This is a genomic window from Sodalis sp. RH19, from assembly GCF_047324215.1.
In the GTDB taxonomy this organism is placed as follows: domain Bacteria; phylum Pseudomonadota; class Gammaproteobacteria; order Enterobacterales; family Enterobacteriaceae; genus Acerihabitans.
The window spans coordinates 12,384-26,574 of sequence record NZ_CP178734.1; the positions used below are offsets into that span (position 1 = coordinate 12,384).

The 14,191-nt window shown below is 59.4% G+C and carries 15 protein-coding genes; 2 read left to right on the forward strand and 13 right to left on the reverse strand.

Annotated elements, in window-relative coordinates; translation table 11 throughout:
- Nucleotides 1-62: 62 nt before the first annotated feature.
- The gene (gene trxC, locus ACL2XF_RS00050; protein WP_410013750.1) at nucleotides 63-500 is read right to left on the reverse strand and encodes a thioredoxin TrxC; all 438 of its coding nucleotides are present in this window, start codon (nucleotides 498-500) and stop codon (nucleotides 63-65) included.
- Nucleotides 501-722: 222 nt separating this feature from the next.
- Between trxC and ACL2XF_RS00055 the strand changes: the two genes are divergently transcribed.
- A complete protein-coding gene (locus ACL2XF_RS00055; protein ID WP_413727766.1) occupies nucleotides 723-1,883 on the forward strand; it encodes a tRNA/rRNA methyltransferase in 1,161 nt (386 codons plus the stop codon).
- A gap of 118 nt (nucleotides 1,884-2,001) precedes the next feature.
- Here the strand turns inward: ACL2XF_RS00055 and mprA are convergent, their stop codons facing one another.
- The 12 genes from mprA to ACL2XF_RS00115 form a co-directional block, all read right to left on the reverse strand.
- Nucleotides 2,002-2,520, reverse strand: coding sequence for a transcriptional repressor MprA (gene mprA, locus ACL2XF_RS00060; RefSeq protein WP_413727767.1), 519 nt, complete (start codon nucleotides 2,518-2,520; stop codon nucleotides 2,002-2,004).
- A gap of 94 nt (nucleotides 2,521-2,614) precedes the next feature.
- Complete coding sequence (gene ygaH, locus ACL2XF_RS00065) at nucleotides 2,615-2,950, reverse strand: L-valine transporter subunit YgaH (RefSeq protein ID WP_410013753.1); 336 nt, start codon at nucleotides 2,948-2,950, stop codon at nucleotides 2,615-2,617.
- Complete coding sequence (locus tag ACL2XF_RS00070; RefSeq protein ID WP_410016739.1) at nucleotides 2,951-3,694, reverse strand: AzlC family ABC transporter permease; 744 nt, start codon at nucleotides 3,692-3,694, stop codon at nucleotides 2,951-2,953.
- 80 nt (nucleotides 3,695-3,774) lie between these two features.
- Complete coding sequence (locus ACL2XF_RS00075) at nucleotides 3,775-4,974, reverse strand: MFS transporter (protein WP_413721316.1); 1,200 nt, start codon at nucleotides 4,972-4,974, stop codon at nucleotides 3,775-3,777.
- A gap of 126 nt (nucleotides 4,975-5,100) precedes the next feature.
- Nucleotides 5,101-6,102: a glycine betaine/L-proline ABC transporter substrate-binding protein ProX gene (proX, locus tag ACL2XF_RS00080; RefSeq protein ID WP_413721315.1), complete on the reverse strand. Its 1,002-nt coding sequence runs from the start codon at nucleotides 6,100-6,102 to the stop codon at nucleotides 5,101-5,103.
- A gap of 80 nt (nucleotides 6,103-6,182) precedes the next feature.
- Nucleotides 6,183-7,385: a glycine betaine/L-proline ABC transporter permease ProW gene (gene proW / locus ACL2XF_RS00085; RefSeq protein WP_413727768.1), complete on the reverse strand. Its 1,203-nt coding sequence runs from the start codon at nucleotides 7,383-7,385 to the stop codon at nucleotides 6,183-6,185.
- On the reverse strand, nucleotides 7,378-8,580 hold the full coding sequence (proV, locus tag ACL2XF_RS00090) for a glycine betaine/L-proline ABC transporter ATP-binding protein ProV (RefSeq protein ID WP_410013757.1): 1,203 nt from the start codon (nucleotides 8,578-8,580) through the stop codon (nucleotides 7,378-7,380). The genes proW and proV overlap by 8 nt, the downstream gene beginning before the upstream one ends.
- A gap of 477 nt (nucleotides 8,581-9,057) precedes the next feature.
- On the reverse strand, nucleotides 9,058-10,029 hold the full coding sequence (nrdF, locus tag ACL2XF_RS00095) for a class 1b ribonucleoside-diphosphate reductase subunit beta (protein WP_410013758.1): 972 nt from the start codon (nucleotides 10,027-10,029) through the stop codon (nucleotides 9,058-9,060).
- A 20-nt stretch (nucleotides 10,030-10,049) separates the two neighbouring features.
- Nucleotides 10,050-12,200, reverse strand: coding sequence for a class 1b ribonucleoside-diphosphate reductase subunit alpha (gene nrdE / locus ACL2XF_RS00100; RefSeq protein ID WP_413727769.1), 2,151 nt, complete (start codon nucleotides 12,198-12,200; stop codon nucleotides 10,050-10,052).
- A complete protein-coding gene (nrdI, locus tag ACL2XF_RS00105; protein WP_413727770.1) occupies nucleotides 12,182-12,595 on the reverse strand; it encodes a class Ib ribonucleoside-diphosphate reductase assembly flavoprotein NrdI in 414 nt (137 codons plus the stop codon). Before nrdI ends, nrdE begins: the two co-directional genes overlap by 19 nt.
- A gap of 7 nt (nucleotides 12,596-12,602) precedes the next feature.
- A complete protein-coding gene (nrdH, locus tag ACL2XF_RS00110; protein WP_413727771.1) occupies nucleotides 12,603-12,842 on the reverse strand; it encodes a glutaredoxin-like protein NrdH in 240 nt (79 codons plus the stop codon).
- A gap of 325 nt (nucleotides 12,843-13,167) precedes the next feature.
- Nucleotides 13,168-13,482 (reverse strand): YqjD family protein, encoded by a 315-nt coding sequence (locus tag ACL2XF_RS00115; protein ID WP_410013762.1) that lies wholly within the window; start codon nucleotides 13,480-13,482, stop codon nucleotides 13,168-13,170.
- 272 nt (nucleotides 13,483-13,754) lie between these two features.
- On the opposite strand from ACL2XF_RS00115, the gene ACL2XF_RS00120 reads away from it, so the two are divergent.
- Nucleotides 13,755-14,090 (forward strand): DUF2002 family protein, encoded by a 336-nt coding sequence (locus ACL2XF_RS00120; RefSeq protein ID WP_410013763.1) that lies wholly within the window; start codon nucleotides 13,755-13,757, stop codon nucleotides 14,088-14,090.
- Nucleotides 14,091-14,191: the final 101 nt, after the last annotated feature.

The following is a 14,191-nucleotide window of genomic DNA, read 5'->3' on the forward strand; positions in this document are numbered from 1 at the left end:
GTGTCGCGCCGCGCCGGGCCACCCGCCGCCACAGCATGTGGGGGTGGCCCGGCGGCGGCCGCTTAAGACGGGCTCGGAATGGACAGGCCTTCGTCCAGCCACTCTTCAAACGGCCCTTTGGGCATGGCGCCGTGCAGCGAATCCACCATTTTACCGTGCCTGAACACCATGATGGTGGGAATGCTGCGGATGCCGAAACGGGTGCTTAACTGGGGCTCCGCTTCGGTATTCACCTTCAGGAAACGTACCGAGCCGCGGCGCTCCGCGGCAACCGCCTCGAAAATCGGCGCGAAGCCGACGCAGGGGCCGCACCAGGGCGCCCAGAAGTCGACCACCACCGGCAGATCGTCTTGCAGCAGCTTATCGAGGGAGTCGGTGGTGGCATGCACCACTTTGCCGTCCAGCAGCGCCTCGCCGCAACGGCCGCATTTCGCGCCGTCGTTGACCTTCTGTTCCGGCAGCCGGTTGGTGGCCAGACAGGATGCACATACTGTATTCATACAATTGCCTCTTATGGGTGGAGGTTAAACCGGCAACAGGGCGGCCGGGCGATGAGATCCACGCTTTATCGAAATGATGTTCTGAAGTATGGTGAAAGAAATGTGAAGGTACAAAATGATTTATCCGATGGCTTCGATAGTTGCTGGCTTTTACCTCTACCCGGTAGCTAAAAAAGACAAGATCAGGTAATCTTCGCGCCCAGCATATGGGTGGAGAGACAAATGAGCGATTCATTAAAGGGTAAAAACGGCAAGGTCCGTGTTATGTACGTGCGCAAAGAAGAAGAAGAGCAGCCTCGTCGTCCTTCTCGTCCACCCCAGCCGGGCCGCGATGCGCCCCGGGGCGATGCCCGCCGCGGCGACGCGCCCCGCGGTGATGACCGCCGTGGTGACGCGCCCCGCGGTGACGCCCGTCGTGGTGACGCGCCCCGTGGTGACGCCCGCCGTGGCGACGCGCCCCGGGGTAACGCCCGTCGTGGTGACGCGCCCCGCGGTGATGCCCGCCGCGGCGACGCGCCCCGCAGGGACAGACCTTCCACCGCGCCGGACTCCCCCTGGAAGACCCTGTACCAAAACGATGAGACCCCCGCGGTGGCCGATCACGGCGGCATCAGCGGTAAAAGCCTGATCGACCCCGAACAGCTGCGGCGCCAGCGGGCGGAAGAAACCCGGGTTTACGGCGAAAATGCCTGCCAGGCCTTATTCAAAAGCCGTCCCGATTCCATCGTGCGCGCCTGGTTCGTGCAATCCGTTACGCCGCGCTTTCGCGACGCCCTGCGCTGGATGGCCGCCAATCGCAAAGCCTACCATGTGGTGGAAGAGGACGAGCTGGCGCTGGCATCCGGCACCGATCATCACGGCGGCGTCTGTTTCCTGATTAAAAAGCGCATCGGCCTGGATGCCGTTACCTATCTTGATAAAGCCCTGGATAAGGATTGCGTGCTGGCGCTTGAGGATGTCTCCAATCCCCATAACCTCGGCGCAATGTTGCGCAGCTGCGCGCATTTTGGCGTGAAAGGCGTCATGACCAGCGACAGCGCGGCGCTGGAGTCCGGCGCCGCGGTACGTACCGCCGAAGGTGGCGCGGAGCATATCAGCGCCATACATACCGATGATTTATTCGGCGATTTGGACCGTTTCCGCCAGGCGGGTTATACCATCGTCACCACCTCGAGCCACAAAGGCGCGTCGCTTGGCCGGATCAATATGCCGGCGAAGATGGTGCTGGTGATAGGCCAGGAGCGGGCAGGGTTGTCCGACGCCATCGTGGAACAGGCGGATCTGGCGATTTCCATCGGCGGTACCGGGCGGGTGGAAAGCCTGAACGTGTCGGTGGCTACCGGCATACTGCTGGCGGAGTGGTGGCGGCAAAACCACGCTTGAGTGTGCGGCGGGTTTGCCGGGCAAAAAGAATAACGCGAAGCGCGCAGGGACAAAAACGCCGCACTCATTGACGCGCAGGGAGGCTCACAGGGAGGTGAGCCATAATCGCGCGCGCAGGTCAGGCTATTTCGTCTTCGACAATTAATTCGTCCAGTTTGGCCAGCAGCTTGCGCGTGAGCGTTTCAAGCTGCTTCTGCTCGTCGGTATTGAGGGTAGACCAGAGCGTTACCAGGCACTTATGCTGCGGCGGCAAGAGATTATTAAGAAAGTTTTCGCCGGCGTCGGTCAGCTGCAAATGCAGGCAGCGGCGATCGTTCTCACTCTCTTTACGCACAATCCAGCCCCGTTTTTCCAGCTCATCCGCGATGCGGGTGGCGTTGGTGCGCGACGATCCCAGGGCGGAACTGAGTTCAGAGGGCTGGATACTGTGATTTTCCTGGGACTCCAGGGTCAGCAGGGCCATAAACAACGTTTCATTGATGCCCTGGGCTTTCAGCATGCGGTTTCTGTTTTCCAGCAATTTACCCTGCATATGCATGCATAGCCGGGTCAGCAGGATTTCCTGGTAGGGAAACTCGGGACGCTGCTTAGCGCGTTGCGCCAACATTTGCTCAATGGGGGTGAAGGAACTGTCCATGATGATTTATGCCTCATTAGTTTCTATGGATATAATAACTAATGTAATCACTCAAGTAAATATTGTCGTCCTGAAAAGTTTAGAGAGCTATAGATTAGGGCATGACTAATTTATATACCAAGCCAAAGCACAGCGCCCCGGCCAGGGTGGCGATGACGATGCTGCGGGTGCGGTAAAAACAGGCCGCCAATACCGCGAAACCCGCCAGGGTAGGCAGTAGTTTCGCCGGCGCGCGCAGCACCTCCGGCACACTGGAGACCACCAGTAGCGCGCATATGGAGGCCAAACCTATGCCGTCCAAAAGACGTCCGGCCCAGGCGCCGGCGGGGCCGGCTGATTTACGCCCGCCGCCAAAACGCAGCGGCAGGTAACGGAACAGATAATTCGCCGCGCCGACCACCAAACCGATGATAATCACGCTGGTATGCATTTATTTTTCCTCCCTGGCGGCGCGCGCCGGGCCCAGCAAGGCCCCCAGGCATCCGCCGCCGATGCCGGCCAGGATCGCCATCGGAATCGACAGCAGCAGCAGCCCGGCCAGCGCGCCGGCCAGCGCCGCGGCCAATACCAGGCTTTGCCGGCGCTGAAATGACGCCAACAGGAAACTGAGGAACAGCGCCGGCAGCATGAAGGACAGCGCGGCCTCAACCGCCGGGTAGTCGTTCAGCGGGCCGTTGCCCGACAGCGCGCCGACGGCGGTGCCGACGACCCAGGATAGCCACGAACAGACCGCGACGCTTATCATCCAGCGTTCCGACCAGCGGCGGTTATCCTTAATCAGTTTGGCGATGGCCGCGGCAAACACCTCATCGGTCAGGCCGAAGGCCCATAGCGCCGTGGCGCGCCGCGACAGGGCGCCGGGAATACGGTGACGCAGCGCCGGGCCGTACAGCAGATGGCGCACATCCATGGCCATGACGGTCAACGCCGCGACCCACAGCGATATCCCGGCGCTGAGCAGGGTGGTTATCACGAACTGGCTGGCGCCGGCATAGATAACGCAGGAAATGAAGAGGCTTTCGAGCGGCGTAAAGCCCAGCTTAACCGCGTTCAGGCCAAAAGCGAACGCCACCGGCAGGTAGCCGATGACGATGGGCAGGCTGTCCTTGATGCCCTCGCGAAAGGTGGCCGGCGTCCCTGGGGCCGCCGGCAGGTGATCCTGGCTTGCGTCCATGTGCGTATCTCCCATGGCGACACTTCCGGCGACTATCGCCCTCCGGAACGCCGCGACAGTCATCCCGCCGTGCGACGCCCTCAGGCGGCCGCTACGCCGCTGTCCTCATGATGCTGGCCACGCCACCATAACAGCAGGTTGAGCACGCCCAGCGCCCCGCCGGCGACGCATACGCCGGTCCAGCCGGCCATCTGGTAGGCCGAGGCGGAAATCAGCGAGCCCAGGGCGCCGCCGATAAAATAGCTGGTCATATAGCCGGAGGTGAGACGGTTACGCGCTTGCGGCATGCGGCGGTAAATGACGCTCTGGTTGGTGATATGCACGCCCTGCACCGCCAGATCCAGCACGACGATGCCGGCGATAAGCGCCATCACCTGATGCTGGCCGTACCAGATAAAGGCCCAGGAGACCAGGAGCAGCAGCAGGCCATAGCGGGTGGTGATTTTTGCCTTGCCCCGGTCGGCCAGATGCCCGGCCCTGGATGCGGCCAGGGCGCCGGCGGCGCCCGCCAGGCCGAACAGGCCGATTTTAGCCTCGGAGTAAAAAAACGGCGGCGCGGCCAGCAGGAACGCCATGGAAGTCCACAGGTTGCTGAAGCTGGCAAAGGTCACGCAGCCTATCAGCGCGCGGGTGCGCAGCACCGGCGTGGTGACATACATGCGCAGGATGGAGGCCAGCAGCTGCGGGTAATTCAGATCGGAATACTGTTTATAACGCGGCAGGGCGAACCACAGTATCAGCGCCATGACCACCATCAGCGCGCTGGCGAACCAGTACACGGTGCGCCAGCCGCCGAAGCTTGCCAGGGCGCCGGCGACGGTACGCGCCAGCAGGATACCCAGCAGCAGACCGGTCATGATCATACCGACCACTTTGCCCCGCTTCGCCGGATCGGCAAGCGTCGCCGCCAGCGGCACCAGGATCTGCGCCACTACCGAGAATAGACCGGTCAGCGCCGTGCCGGCTATCATCAGCCACAGGCTGCCGGCCGAGGCGGTGACCAGCATACCGGCGGCGGCCAGCAGCGTCATGACCACTATCATGCCGCGCCGTTCGAACTTATCCCCCAGCGGCACGATAAACATCAGGCCGCAGGCATAACCCAGCTGGGCGGCGGTGACGATAAACCCGGCCTGGTTCACCGACAGGTGATACGACTGGGCAATGGTGTCCAGCAGGGGTTGCGCGTAATAATTACTCGCGACCGACAATCCGGTGGCGATAGCCATGATAATAATCAGCGCCGGACTTAAACTTGGGTGATCTGTTTTTGTTTTCATTGGTGAGTCTGTTTACCAATCGGGGGGCTATTATTCCCCATAAGCGCCAAAAAAACGAGGGGCGAATGCCCCCCGTCGGTTAACGTGACCTGTTTTCGCGCCATAAACGGGCGCGAAGACGCCGTATCATTTAGCGGCGGCGGCCGTGGCGGCGCTTATCCAGCCGTCGAATACCGCCTGGTGCGCGGCAATCCAGCCGTTGGCGTGGCGTTCGATATCCGCCTCCGAGGCCTGGCCCTCATGCATACGCAGGTTCTGCGCGTTCACATCGCTAATGGGCAGACGCATGATGGCGAACAGTTTCGCCGCCGCGGGATTGGCCTTGGCCCACTCTTTATTGGCGACGATACGCATGGTGTTTACCGGGAAGCCATAGTCGGCGCCGTTGGGCAGTTTGGTACTGATGTCCTTCTGCTTGCCGGGCAGGGAAGAGAACGGCACCTGCAGCCATACCACGTCCCGGCCCGGAACCAGCACGTCGCTGACCCAATAGGGCGTCCAGGTATAATACAGGATCGGCTTGCCTTCCTTGAAGCGCGCCATGGTGTCGGCAATGATGGCCGCGTAGTTGCCCTGGTTGTGCTCCACGGTATCGGCCAGGCCGTAGGCCTGGATCTGGTGGTTGATCACCGCCTCGCAGCCCCAGCCTGGGGTGCAGCCGGTCAAATCGGCCTTGCCGTCGCCGTTGGCGTCGAACAGTTTAGCCAGCTTGGGATCCTTAAGCTGATCGATGGTTTTGATATGGTATTGATCGGCGGTCTTTTTGTCGATCAGGTAGCCCTGGGCCGCGCCCTCGACATAGTTGCCCTGGCGATAGAACCTGGCGTCGCCGCCGGCCGCCTGATACTGGTCCGCGTGCAGGGGATCCCAGTTAACCGCCATAAAGGTAGCGTCGCCGGAGGCGATGGAAGTATAGGCGACGTTATAATCCACCTCACGGCTCGATTTGACATCGTAGCCCAGCTTTTCCAGCGCTTTGTTGACCAGCAGCGTTTGGAACGTCTCTTCGGATATCGTGCTTTGCAGGGGCTGCACCTGCACGCCCTTGCCCGGCAGATCGGCGGCAAAAGAGAGTGGCGCGGCAAGCGCCGCGGTGAGCGCTAACGCCCAGATTCCGGTGTGATGCATGGAATATCCTTCTCGTTGATTTTCATCATGTATTTTAACTGTCAGACGCCGGGGGCGGGGAGCCCGCGCCCGGCAAAGGGTCAGGCTTTTTTGGCAAACGGGCGGGTGAACAGGCCCAGGGGACCGGCGGCGTACCAGCGGCGGTTGCCGCGGCTGCGGCTGTCGCGTCCCAGGGATTGCGTCAGACGATCGAGGATTATGGCCAGTATCACGATGCCGACCCCGCCGATGGTGGCAAGCCCCATATCCAGGCGGCCGATGCCGCGCAGGACCATCTGGCCCAGGCCGCCGACGGCAATCATCGAGGCGATGACCACCATCGAGAGCGCCAGCATCAGCGTCTGGTTAATCCCGGCCATGATGGTCGGCATCGCCAGCGGCAACTGTACTTTGAACAGCAGCTGGCCGGGGCTGGCGCCGAACGATTCGGCGGCTTCTATCAGGTCTTCCGGCACCTGTTTGATACCCAGGATGGTCAGGCGCACCACCGGCGGCAGGGCGAAGATAATGGTCACCACCACCCCCGGCACATTGCCGATGCCGAACAGCATGACGATGGGCACCAGGTAGACGAACGCCGGCGTGGTCTGCATGGCGTCCAGCAATGGGCGGATGATTTTGGCCGCGCCATCGCTGCGCGCCAGCCAAATGCCCAGCGGCAGGCCTATCACCACGCAGAAAAACAGCGAGGTGAGCACCAGCGCCAGCGTGACCATGGCCTGCGCCCAGGCGCCGATGGCGCCGATAATCGCCAGCGAGACCAGGGTGGCGATGCCCATGCCCAGGCTCGACATCTGCCAGGCCAGCAGGGCGAACACCAGGATGGCCACCGGGGCGGGCATGCCCAGCAACAGATGCTGGAAGCCGCCGAGGATGATATCCACCGGCACGCGGATACCCTGGAACAACGGCCGGAAATGCAGCACCACCCAATCGATGCCGTGGGTGACCCAGGTATCGAGCGGGATCAGGGTAGTGTGAAACGGATCCAGCAGATTAAAATGCTCAGGCGCGGGAGCCGGCCCGCTGTTGAGCCAGTCGGCGCCCTGCTGGGCGGTGTGCGCCCCGGCGCCGTCGGCGGGAGGCGTGGCGGTATTGCCCCAGGCGTCGGAGGCGCTGCCCGCTCCGTTGGCGGGGGCGGTCTGCGCGACGGCGTCATGCTGCTGCGCGGCGGCCCCGCCCCAGGGATCGGCGGACTGCGGCGCGGCGGACTGGGCCTGGCTGGCGTCGGCTGCGGGCGCGGCCTGCGCGCCGCCCCATGGATCGGTGGTTGGCTTACTCATTGGTCGCCCCTTCTTTGTCTAATGCCTGTAGCAACATGCCCTTGGAAATAATGCCGATATATTGATTCTCCTCGCCGACCACCGGTACGGCGCAAGGCGCCTGGGCGACGGTGGAGATCAGCTCGCTGAGCGGCATATCTCCCGGCACGGGCACGGGGCTCTCGAGCAGCGCCTGTTCCAGGGGAAGATTGGCCGCAAGGGCGGCTTTCAGCGAATCGATGGACACCACGCCGATAAATTTCTGGCCGCGCTCCAGGACATAACCGAAATCGCGGTCTTCATCCTGCAGCAGCTTAAGGGCGGAGCGGGGGCCGAACCCCGGCGTCTTGCGGATAAGCGTTACCGGACGACGGCGCGCGATATCCTTGGCGCTGAAAACATGGCTGACGTCTACGCCGCGAAAGAACGTGCGCACATAGTCGTTGGCCGGATTGTTGAGAATTTCATCCGGCGTGCCCACCTGCACCACCACGCCGCCCTGCATGATGGCGATGCGGTCGCCGATGCGCATCGCTTCGTCGAGATCATGGGAGATAAATACGATGGTGCGCTGATGGCGGGATTGCAGCTTCACCAATTCGTCCTGCATTTCGGCGCGGATTAACGGGTCGAGCGCCGAAAAAGCCTCATCCATCAGCAGGATATCGGGGTCGTTCGCCAGCGCCCGCGCCAGGCCGACGCGTTGGCGCATGCCGCCCGACAGCTCGTCGGGCCAGGACAACGCATGCTTATCCAGCCCCACCTGCGTCAAGGCTTCCAGCGCCTTGGCGTGGCGTTCCTGCGCCGGTATGCCGGCCAGCATCATGCCAAACGCGGTATTGTCCAGCACGTTCAGATGCGGCATCAGCGCAAAGGACTGGAACACCATGCTGATTTTTTTTCGCCGCACCTCGCGCAGGGCGTTGTCGGATATCCGGGCGATATCGACGCCGTCGATCAGCACCTCGCCGCGGGTCGGTTCTATCAGACGATTGAGAAGGCGTACCATGGTGGATTTACCGGAACCGGATAATCCCATGATGACGAATATCTCGCCTTCTTCAATGGCCAGACTGGCATCTTTCACGCCCACCGTCAGACCGGTCTTGGCGAATAGGGTATCCTTATCGTGCCCTGCCTGAATTAGCTTAAATGCCCGTTCGGGATGCTCGCCGAATATTTTATAGAGGTTTTTTACTTCAAGTTTAACAGCCATGCAATTATCAAATTCCCGTATGGTTTTCTAATATATTTAAGGGTCCTGCCAAAATAAAAACGCTGTATACCCTAACATACTGAGCATTTGAGACAACCCCCAAGGCCTAATCCAGTTGAATATCCCGTCCTTGAGCCGCTATCGTTTCAGCCATTTCGGCTAAACGTGACAAGGGCTTAGGGAAATAAACAGTCTTGCGAATTTTTTTAATGCACAGGCACGGTTTTGGCGTGAATTTCATGCGTCAAGGGCTAAGAGTGAATAATTTTACGGCAGAAAAGACGATAGGTCGTGTGGGGCAGGTGATACGCAGGGAACCGCGGGGATGAACCCTGGATATATAATTCCCTCCCATGGGAGGGAAACAATTAAATCGGGATGGCGGAATTTATAATAAATAACGGCATGGGTAAGCCGTTATCAGCGGAAATAGTCTCTTACCGGGCGCGGAAAAATAGCTCCTGCGCGCCGGGGAGATTAAAAGGCCCAGTCCTCGTCCTCGGTATTGACCGCGCGGCCCATCACATAAGACGACCCGGAACCGGAGAAAAAATCGTGGTTTTCGTCGGCGTTGGGCGACAGCGCGGATAGGATTTCCGGATTGACGTTGGTCATCGATGCCGGGAATAATGCTTCATAACCCAGGTTCATCAAGGCTTTATTGGCATTGTAATGCAAAAATGCCGTAACGTCCGCTGTCCAGCCGACCCCGTCATACAGCTGCGCGCTGTAAAGCAGTTCGTTCTCATACAGGTCCTGCAGCAGGTCGTAGGTAAAGGTCTTGATCTGCTCGCGCCGCTCGGGCGTGGCCCGTTCCAGCGCACGCTGGAATTTATAGCCGATATAATAACCGTGCACCGCTTCATCACGGATAATTAACCGGATCAGGTCGGCGGTATTAGTGAGTTTTGCCCGGCTGGAATAATACATCGGCAGGTAAAAACCGGAATAAAATAGAAAGGACTCCAGAAAGACGCTGGCGACTTTTTTCGTCAGCGGATCGTCATGGCGGTAATGACGCAGAATAATGGCCGCTTTATTTTGTAAGGCTTCGTTCTGCTCGCTCCAGCGGTATGCCGCATCCACCTCCGGCATGGCGCACAGCGTGGAAAATATCGAACTGTAGGAGCGCGCATGCACCGCCTCCATAAAGCTGATATTGGAGAATACCGCTTCCTCGTGCGGCGTTACCGCATCGGCCATTAATGCCGGCGCGCCGACGGTATTTTGCACCGTATCCAGCAATGTCAGCCCGGTAAATACCCGGATGGTCAGTTCCTGTTCCTGCGCGGATAATGTCGACCACGAGGGGATATCATTGGACAGCGGTAATTTTTCCGGCAGCCAGAAATTCGCGGTCAGGCGGTTCCACACCTCCAGATCCTTATCGTCTTCAATCCGGTTCCAGTTTACCGCCTGGACGCGGGAGATCGGTTGAGCGGTGGTCATGGTGATAGTCTCCTTTACCGTTACAGCGCGCACGAGACGCAGCCGGCGACTTCAGTGCCTTCCAGCGCCAACTGGCGGATACGTATGTAGTACAGCGTCTTGATGCCTTTTTTCCAGGCGTAGATTTGCGCCTTGTTGATATCGCGGGTGGTGGCGGTATCCCGGAAAAACAGCGTCAGCGACAGGCCCTGATCGACATGGCGCGTGGCGGCGGCGTAGGTATCGATGATTTTTTCCGGCCCGATTTCATATGCGTCCTGGTAATAGTGCAGGTTATCGTTGTCCATAAAGGGCGCCGGATAATAGACCCGGCCGGTTTTACCCTCTTTGCGGATCTCGATGCGCGAGACAATCGGATGGATGCTGGATGTGGAATGATTGATATAGGAAATGGAGCCGGTCGGCGGCACCGCCTGCAGGTTCTGGTTGTAGAGTCCATGCGCCATCACCGACGCGCGCAGCGCCAGCCAATCCTCGCGGGTGGGCAGGGCGATGCCGGCCTGGGCGAACAGCGCCCGCACCCGTTCGGTTTTAGGCCGCCATTGCCGTTCGACATAGGGCGTAAAGTAGTCTCCGCTGGCATAACGGGAGTCGGCGAAACCCGCGAAGGTCACACCCCGTTCGATGGCCAGGCGGTTTGACGCCCGCACCGCATGGTAGGTGACGGCGTAAAAGTACATATCGGTAAAATCCACGCCTTCCTCCGAGCCGTAGTAAATATGCTCGCGCGCCAGAAAGCCGTGCAGGTTCATTTGCCCAAGGCCGATGGCATGGGAGGCGTCGTTGCCTTTGACGATGGAGGGCACAGAATTTATCCGGCTCATGTCGGATACGGCGGTCAGGGCGCGCACGGCGGTTTCCACCGTATTGCCCAGATCCGGTTCGTCCATGGCGCGGGCGATATTCAGCGAGCCCAGGTTGCAGGAGATATCATGGCCGACCTGCCGGTAGCTGAGATCCTCGTTATATTCAGTCGCGCTGTTGACCTGCAGGATCTCCGAGCACAGATTGCTCATATTGATGCGGCCTTTGATGGGATTGGCGCGGTTTACCGTATCCTCGAACACCATATAGGGATAACCCGACTCAAACTGGATTTCCGCCAGCGTCTGGAAAAACTGCCGGGCGTCGATGCTGGTCTTGCGGATGCGGGGGTCGGCCGCCATCTCATGGTATTTTTCACTGATGCTGAGTTGCGAAAAAGGCTGGCCGTAAATCCGCTCGACGTCGTAGGGCGAGAACAGGTACATCGGCTTATTGTCGCGCGCCAGCTCGAAGGTGACATCCGGAATGACCACGCCCAGCGACAGGGTTTTGATACGGATTTTTTCATCGGCGTTTTCCCGTTTGGTATCGAGGAAACGCATGATGTCCGGATGATGGGCATGCAGGTAGACGGCGCCGGCGCCCTGGCGCGCGCCAAGCTGGTTGGCGTAGGAAAAGGCGTCCTCCAGCATTTTCATCACCGGAATAACGCCGGACGACTGGTTTTCGATACGCTTGATCGGCGCCCCGGCCTCGCGCAGGTTGGTGAGCATAAAGGCTACGCCGCCGCCGCGTTTGGACAACTGCAGCGCCGCGTTGACCGAGCGGCCGATGGATTCCATATTATCCTCGATGCGCAGCAGGAAACAGGAGACATACTCCCCGCGTTGCTGTTTGCCGCAGTTGAGAAAGGTGGGGGTCGCGGGCTGGAAACGTCCCGACAGCATTTCATCCACCAGCCTGGACGCCAGGGCGCCGTCGCCGGCGGCAAGCGTCAGCGCCACCATGCATACCCGGTCCTCGAAGCGCTCCAGATACTGTTTGCCGTCAAATGATTTCAGGGTATAGCTGGTATAGAATTTCAGCGCGCCCATAAACGTCTGGAAACGGAACTGGCGCGCGTCGGCCTGCCGGAACAATGCCTCCAGGGTGTCCTGGGAGTAGGGGGCCAGTACCTGCGCCTCGTAGTAACCCTCATCCACCAGATAGCGCAGCCGGGCGGCCAGGGAGGGAAACCGCCGGGTGTTGGGCACCACGTGCTGCTCGAAATAGCGCTCGACGGCCTGCCGGTCCTTATCGAACTGAATATTGCCGTGCTCGTCATAGAGATTGAGCATGGCGTTCAGGGCATGATAATCCGCCAGCGCCGGACCGGGTTGAGTGATGTTCAGTTCTGCTGTTGCCAAAATGTGGTTACTCCCATACGTACCCGCGCCACGTCTTCCGCCGTACCCAATAGCTCAACGCGATCAAGGAACGGCACCTGGCATTTCCTGGCGATAATATCGCCCGCCAGACAGAAGGCTGCGCCAAAGTTACGGTTACCGGCACCGATGACGCCGCGGAGCCAGGAACGGTTAGTTGCATCGTTAAGAAAGCGGATGGCCTGGGGCGGCACGGCGCCGTGCTGGCTGCCGCCGCCATAGCTCGGCACTATCAGGATATAGGGCCGGTCCACCTGCAGTTTCTGGCTGGTCGCCAGGGGAATGCGCAGCGCCGGCAGCGTTAACTTGCCGACAAACCGATGCGTATTTTCCGAGCTGCTGGAAAAGTACACCAGCAGCGGTTGCGCAGATAACATGATCGGCTCACGACGCCAGGGCGGCGGCGGCAAGCAGGTTGATTTTATCCGGCCTGAAGCCGCTCCAGTGCTCGCTGGGCGTCTGCACTACCGGAACCTGCTGATACCCCAACGATTTCACATGGGCCAGCGCCTGGCCGTCTGCCACCAGATCCACTAACCGATAGCTGATGCCTTTTCTGTCCAGCGCGCGGCAGGTGGCGTGACATTGGACGCAATCCGGTTTAGTGTAAATAGTAATAGTCATGATTCGCATTCCCCTTACGCGTTAACATTATAGTGGTAATATCGCCCAGGCGGTGCTGGCCGGTAGGGTGGCTTGCCTGGAACTAATACTATATGTAGATATTATTTTTATCAACCACACAATATATGGGATGATGCGACATTTTTTTACTGAGGGCGGGGAACAGGCGACAAAAAAGCCCGCGCTCCTTGGGGAGCGCGGGCTGCGGTACTGCAAAGGATACGGCTGGCGGTGCAAGAAAATAGTGATGTCTTGAAAATCACCCGGCACGGTTACCAGGTAGGAGGTCCTGCATCACCCCCGCGTCTCTTATTGCCCATCGGCCTTAACGGCGCGAGAGCAACACGCCGAGCACGATACCGACCGCGGTAGTGATGCCAAGGCTCTGCCACGGTTTCTCGACCACGTAATTTTTGGTCTGGACCGCGGTGTCGCGGGCGTACTGTCCGATACGGCTGGTGCCGCCGGCGCGCGCGCGCGCGTCTTTCAAAACGTCTTTAGCTTTACTGCGCAGCGCGTCCAGCTGTTCTTTGGTGGTTTTTTCAGACGTACTAAGCAATTCATCCAGTGTATCGGCTAACAGAGAAACATCGTCTTTAATATCTCTTTGCAGATCATTTTTTTCAGCTTTCGTAAACATTTGTTTCTCCCTTTTGGCTAATGATAGTTTAACTGTAGACTATCCACGCCATTCCTGCCGCGGCGGTAAGGCCGCCTGCCGTCGTCGGGACAGGCGTCGGCGGGGCCGGAACAAGCGCGACGGGCGGCTTGGCGCGGTCTGGCGCGTTGCCGGAGCCCGGCCGGAGCCGGTTTTTGGATTAATCCGAAATCACGCGCTGCGTCTACTGACCGGACGCTTAACTGATTACATTAGCTGGGATCACTTCACTGTGACTGAAGAGAGGACAAATAATGTATTTAAGACCCGATGAAGTCGCTCGCGAACTGGAAAACTCCGGATTCGAAAGAGATTATATCACCCGACAATGTTACGGTTACCGTAAAGGTCACCACTATGTCTATGTGAATCGGGAGGCTAAACTGGGCCGAACCGCCCTGGTCGTTCATCCTTCGCTGCGCGATAAAAGCAGCCTGTTTGCCGCCCCGACGTCGCCGGTACGCTCCAGCGACAACTATCAAGTCTTTCCTTCCGATCCGGACGGCAAGCCCGACAGCCATTACGGCATCCCCCATGGTTTTTCTTCCCGCGCCTCGTTAACCCGCTATTTGCAGAAAATGTTCAATTAACCCGATCCCCTCCACGGTGGATTCATCATGCTATACCGGCGTTTGGTCATGCCATCAATCGCCGGTGGACGCGCACTACTATGATGAAAAATTGCAACATC

What these genes read in the sequence shown, in the direction of transcription:
- trxC (WP_410013750.1), bottom strand. Translation starts at nt 500, where the DNA reads ATGAATACAGTATGTGCATCCTGTCTGGCCACCAACCGGCTGCCGGAA.
- ACL2XF_RS00055 (WP_413727766.1), top strand. Translation starts at nt 723, where the DNA reads ATGAGCGATTCATTAAAGGGTAAAAACGGCAAGGTCCGTGTTATGTAC.
- mprA (WP_413727767.1), bottom strand. Translation starts at nt 2,520, where the DNA reads ATGGACAGTTCCTTCACCCCCATTGAGCAAATGTTGGCGCAACGCGCT.
- ygaH (WP_410013753.1), bottom strand. Translation starts at nt 2,950, where the DNA reads ATGCATACCAGCGTGATTATCATCGGTTTGGTGGTCGGCGCGGCGAAT.
- ACL2XF_RS00070 (WP_410016739.1), bottom strand. Translation starts at nt 3,694, where the DNA reads ATGGACGCAAGCCAGGATCACCTGCCGGCGGCCCCAGGGACGCCGGCC.
- ACL2XF_RS00075 (WP_413721316.1), bottom strand. Translation starts at nt 4,974, where the DNA reads ATGAAAACAAAAACAGATCACCCAAGTTTAAGTCCGGCGCTGATTATT.
- proX (WP_413721315.1), bottom strand. Translation starts at nt 6,102, where the DNA reads ATGCATCACACCGGAATCTGGGCGTTAGCGCTCACCGCGGCGCTTGCC.
- proW (WP_413727768.1), bottom strand. Translation starts at nt 7,385, where the DNA reads ATGAGTAAGCCAACCACCGATCCATGGGGCGGCGCGCAGGCCGCGCCC.
- proV (WP_410013757.1), bottom strand. Translation starts at nt 8,580, where the DNA reads ATGGCTGTTAAACTTGAAGTAAAAAACCTCTATAAAATATTCGGCGAG.
- nrdF (WP_410013758.1), bottom strand. Translation starts at nt 10,029, where the DNA reads ATGACCACCGCTCAACCGATCTCCCGCGTCCAGGCGGTAAACTGGAAC.
- nrdI (WP_413727770.1), bottom strand. Translation starts at nt 12,595, where the DNA reads ATGTTATCTGCGCAACCGCTGCTGGTGTACTTTTCCAGCAGCTCGGAA.
- nrdH (WP_413727771.1), bottom strand. Translation starts at nt 12,842, where the DNA reads ATGACTATTACTATTTACACTAAACCGGATTGCGTCCAATGTCACGCC.
- ACL2XF_RS00115 (WP_410013762.1), bottom strand. Translation starts at nt 13,482, where the DNA reads ATGTTTACGAAAGCTGAAAAAAATGATCTGCAAAGAGATATTAAAGAC.
- ACL2XF_RS00120 (WP_410013763.1), top strand. Translation starts at nt 13,755, where the DNA reads ATGTATTTAAGACCCGATGAAGTCGCTCGCGAACTGGAAAACTCCGGA.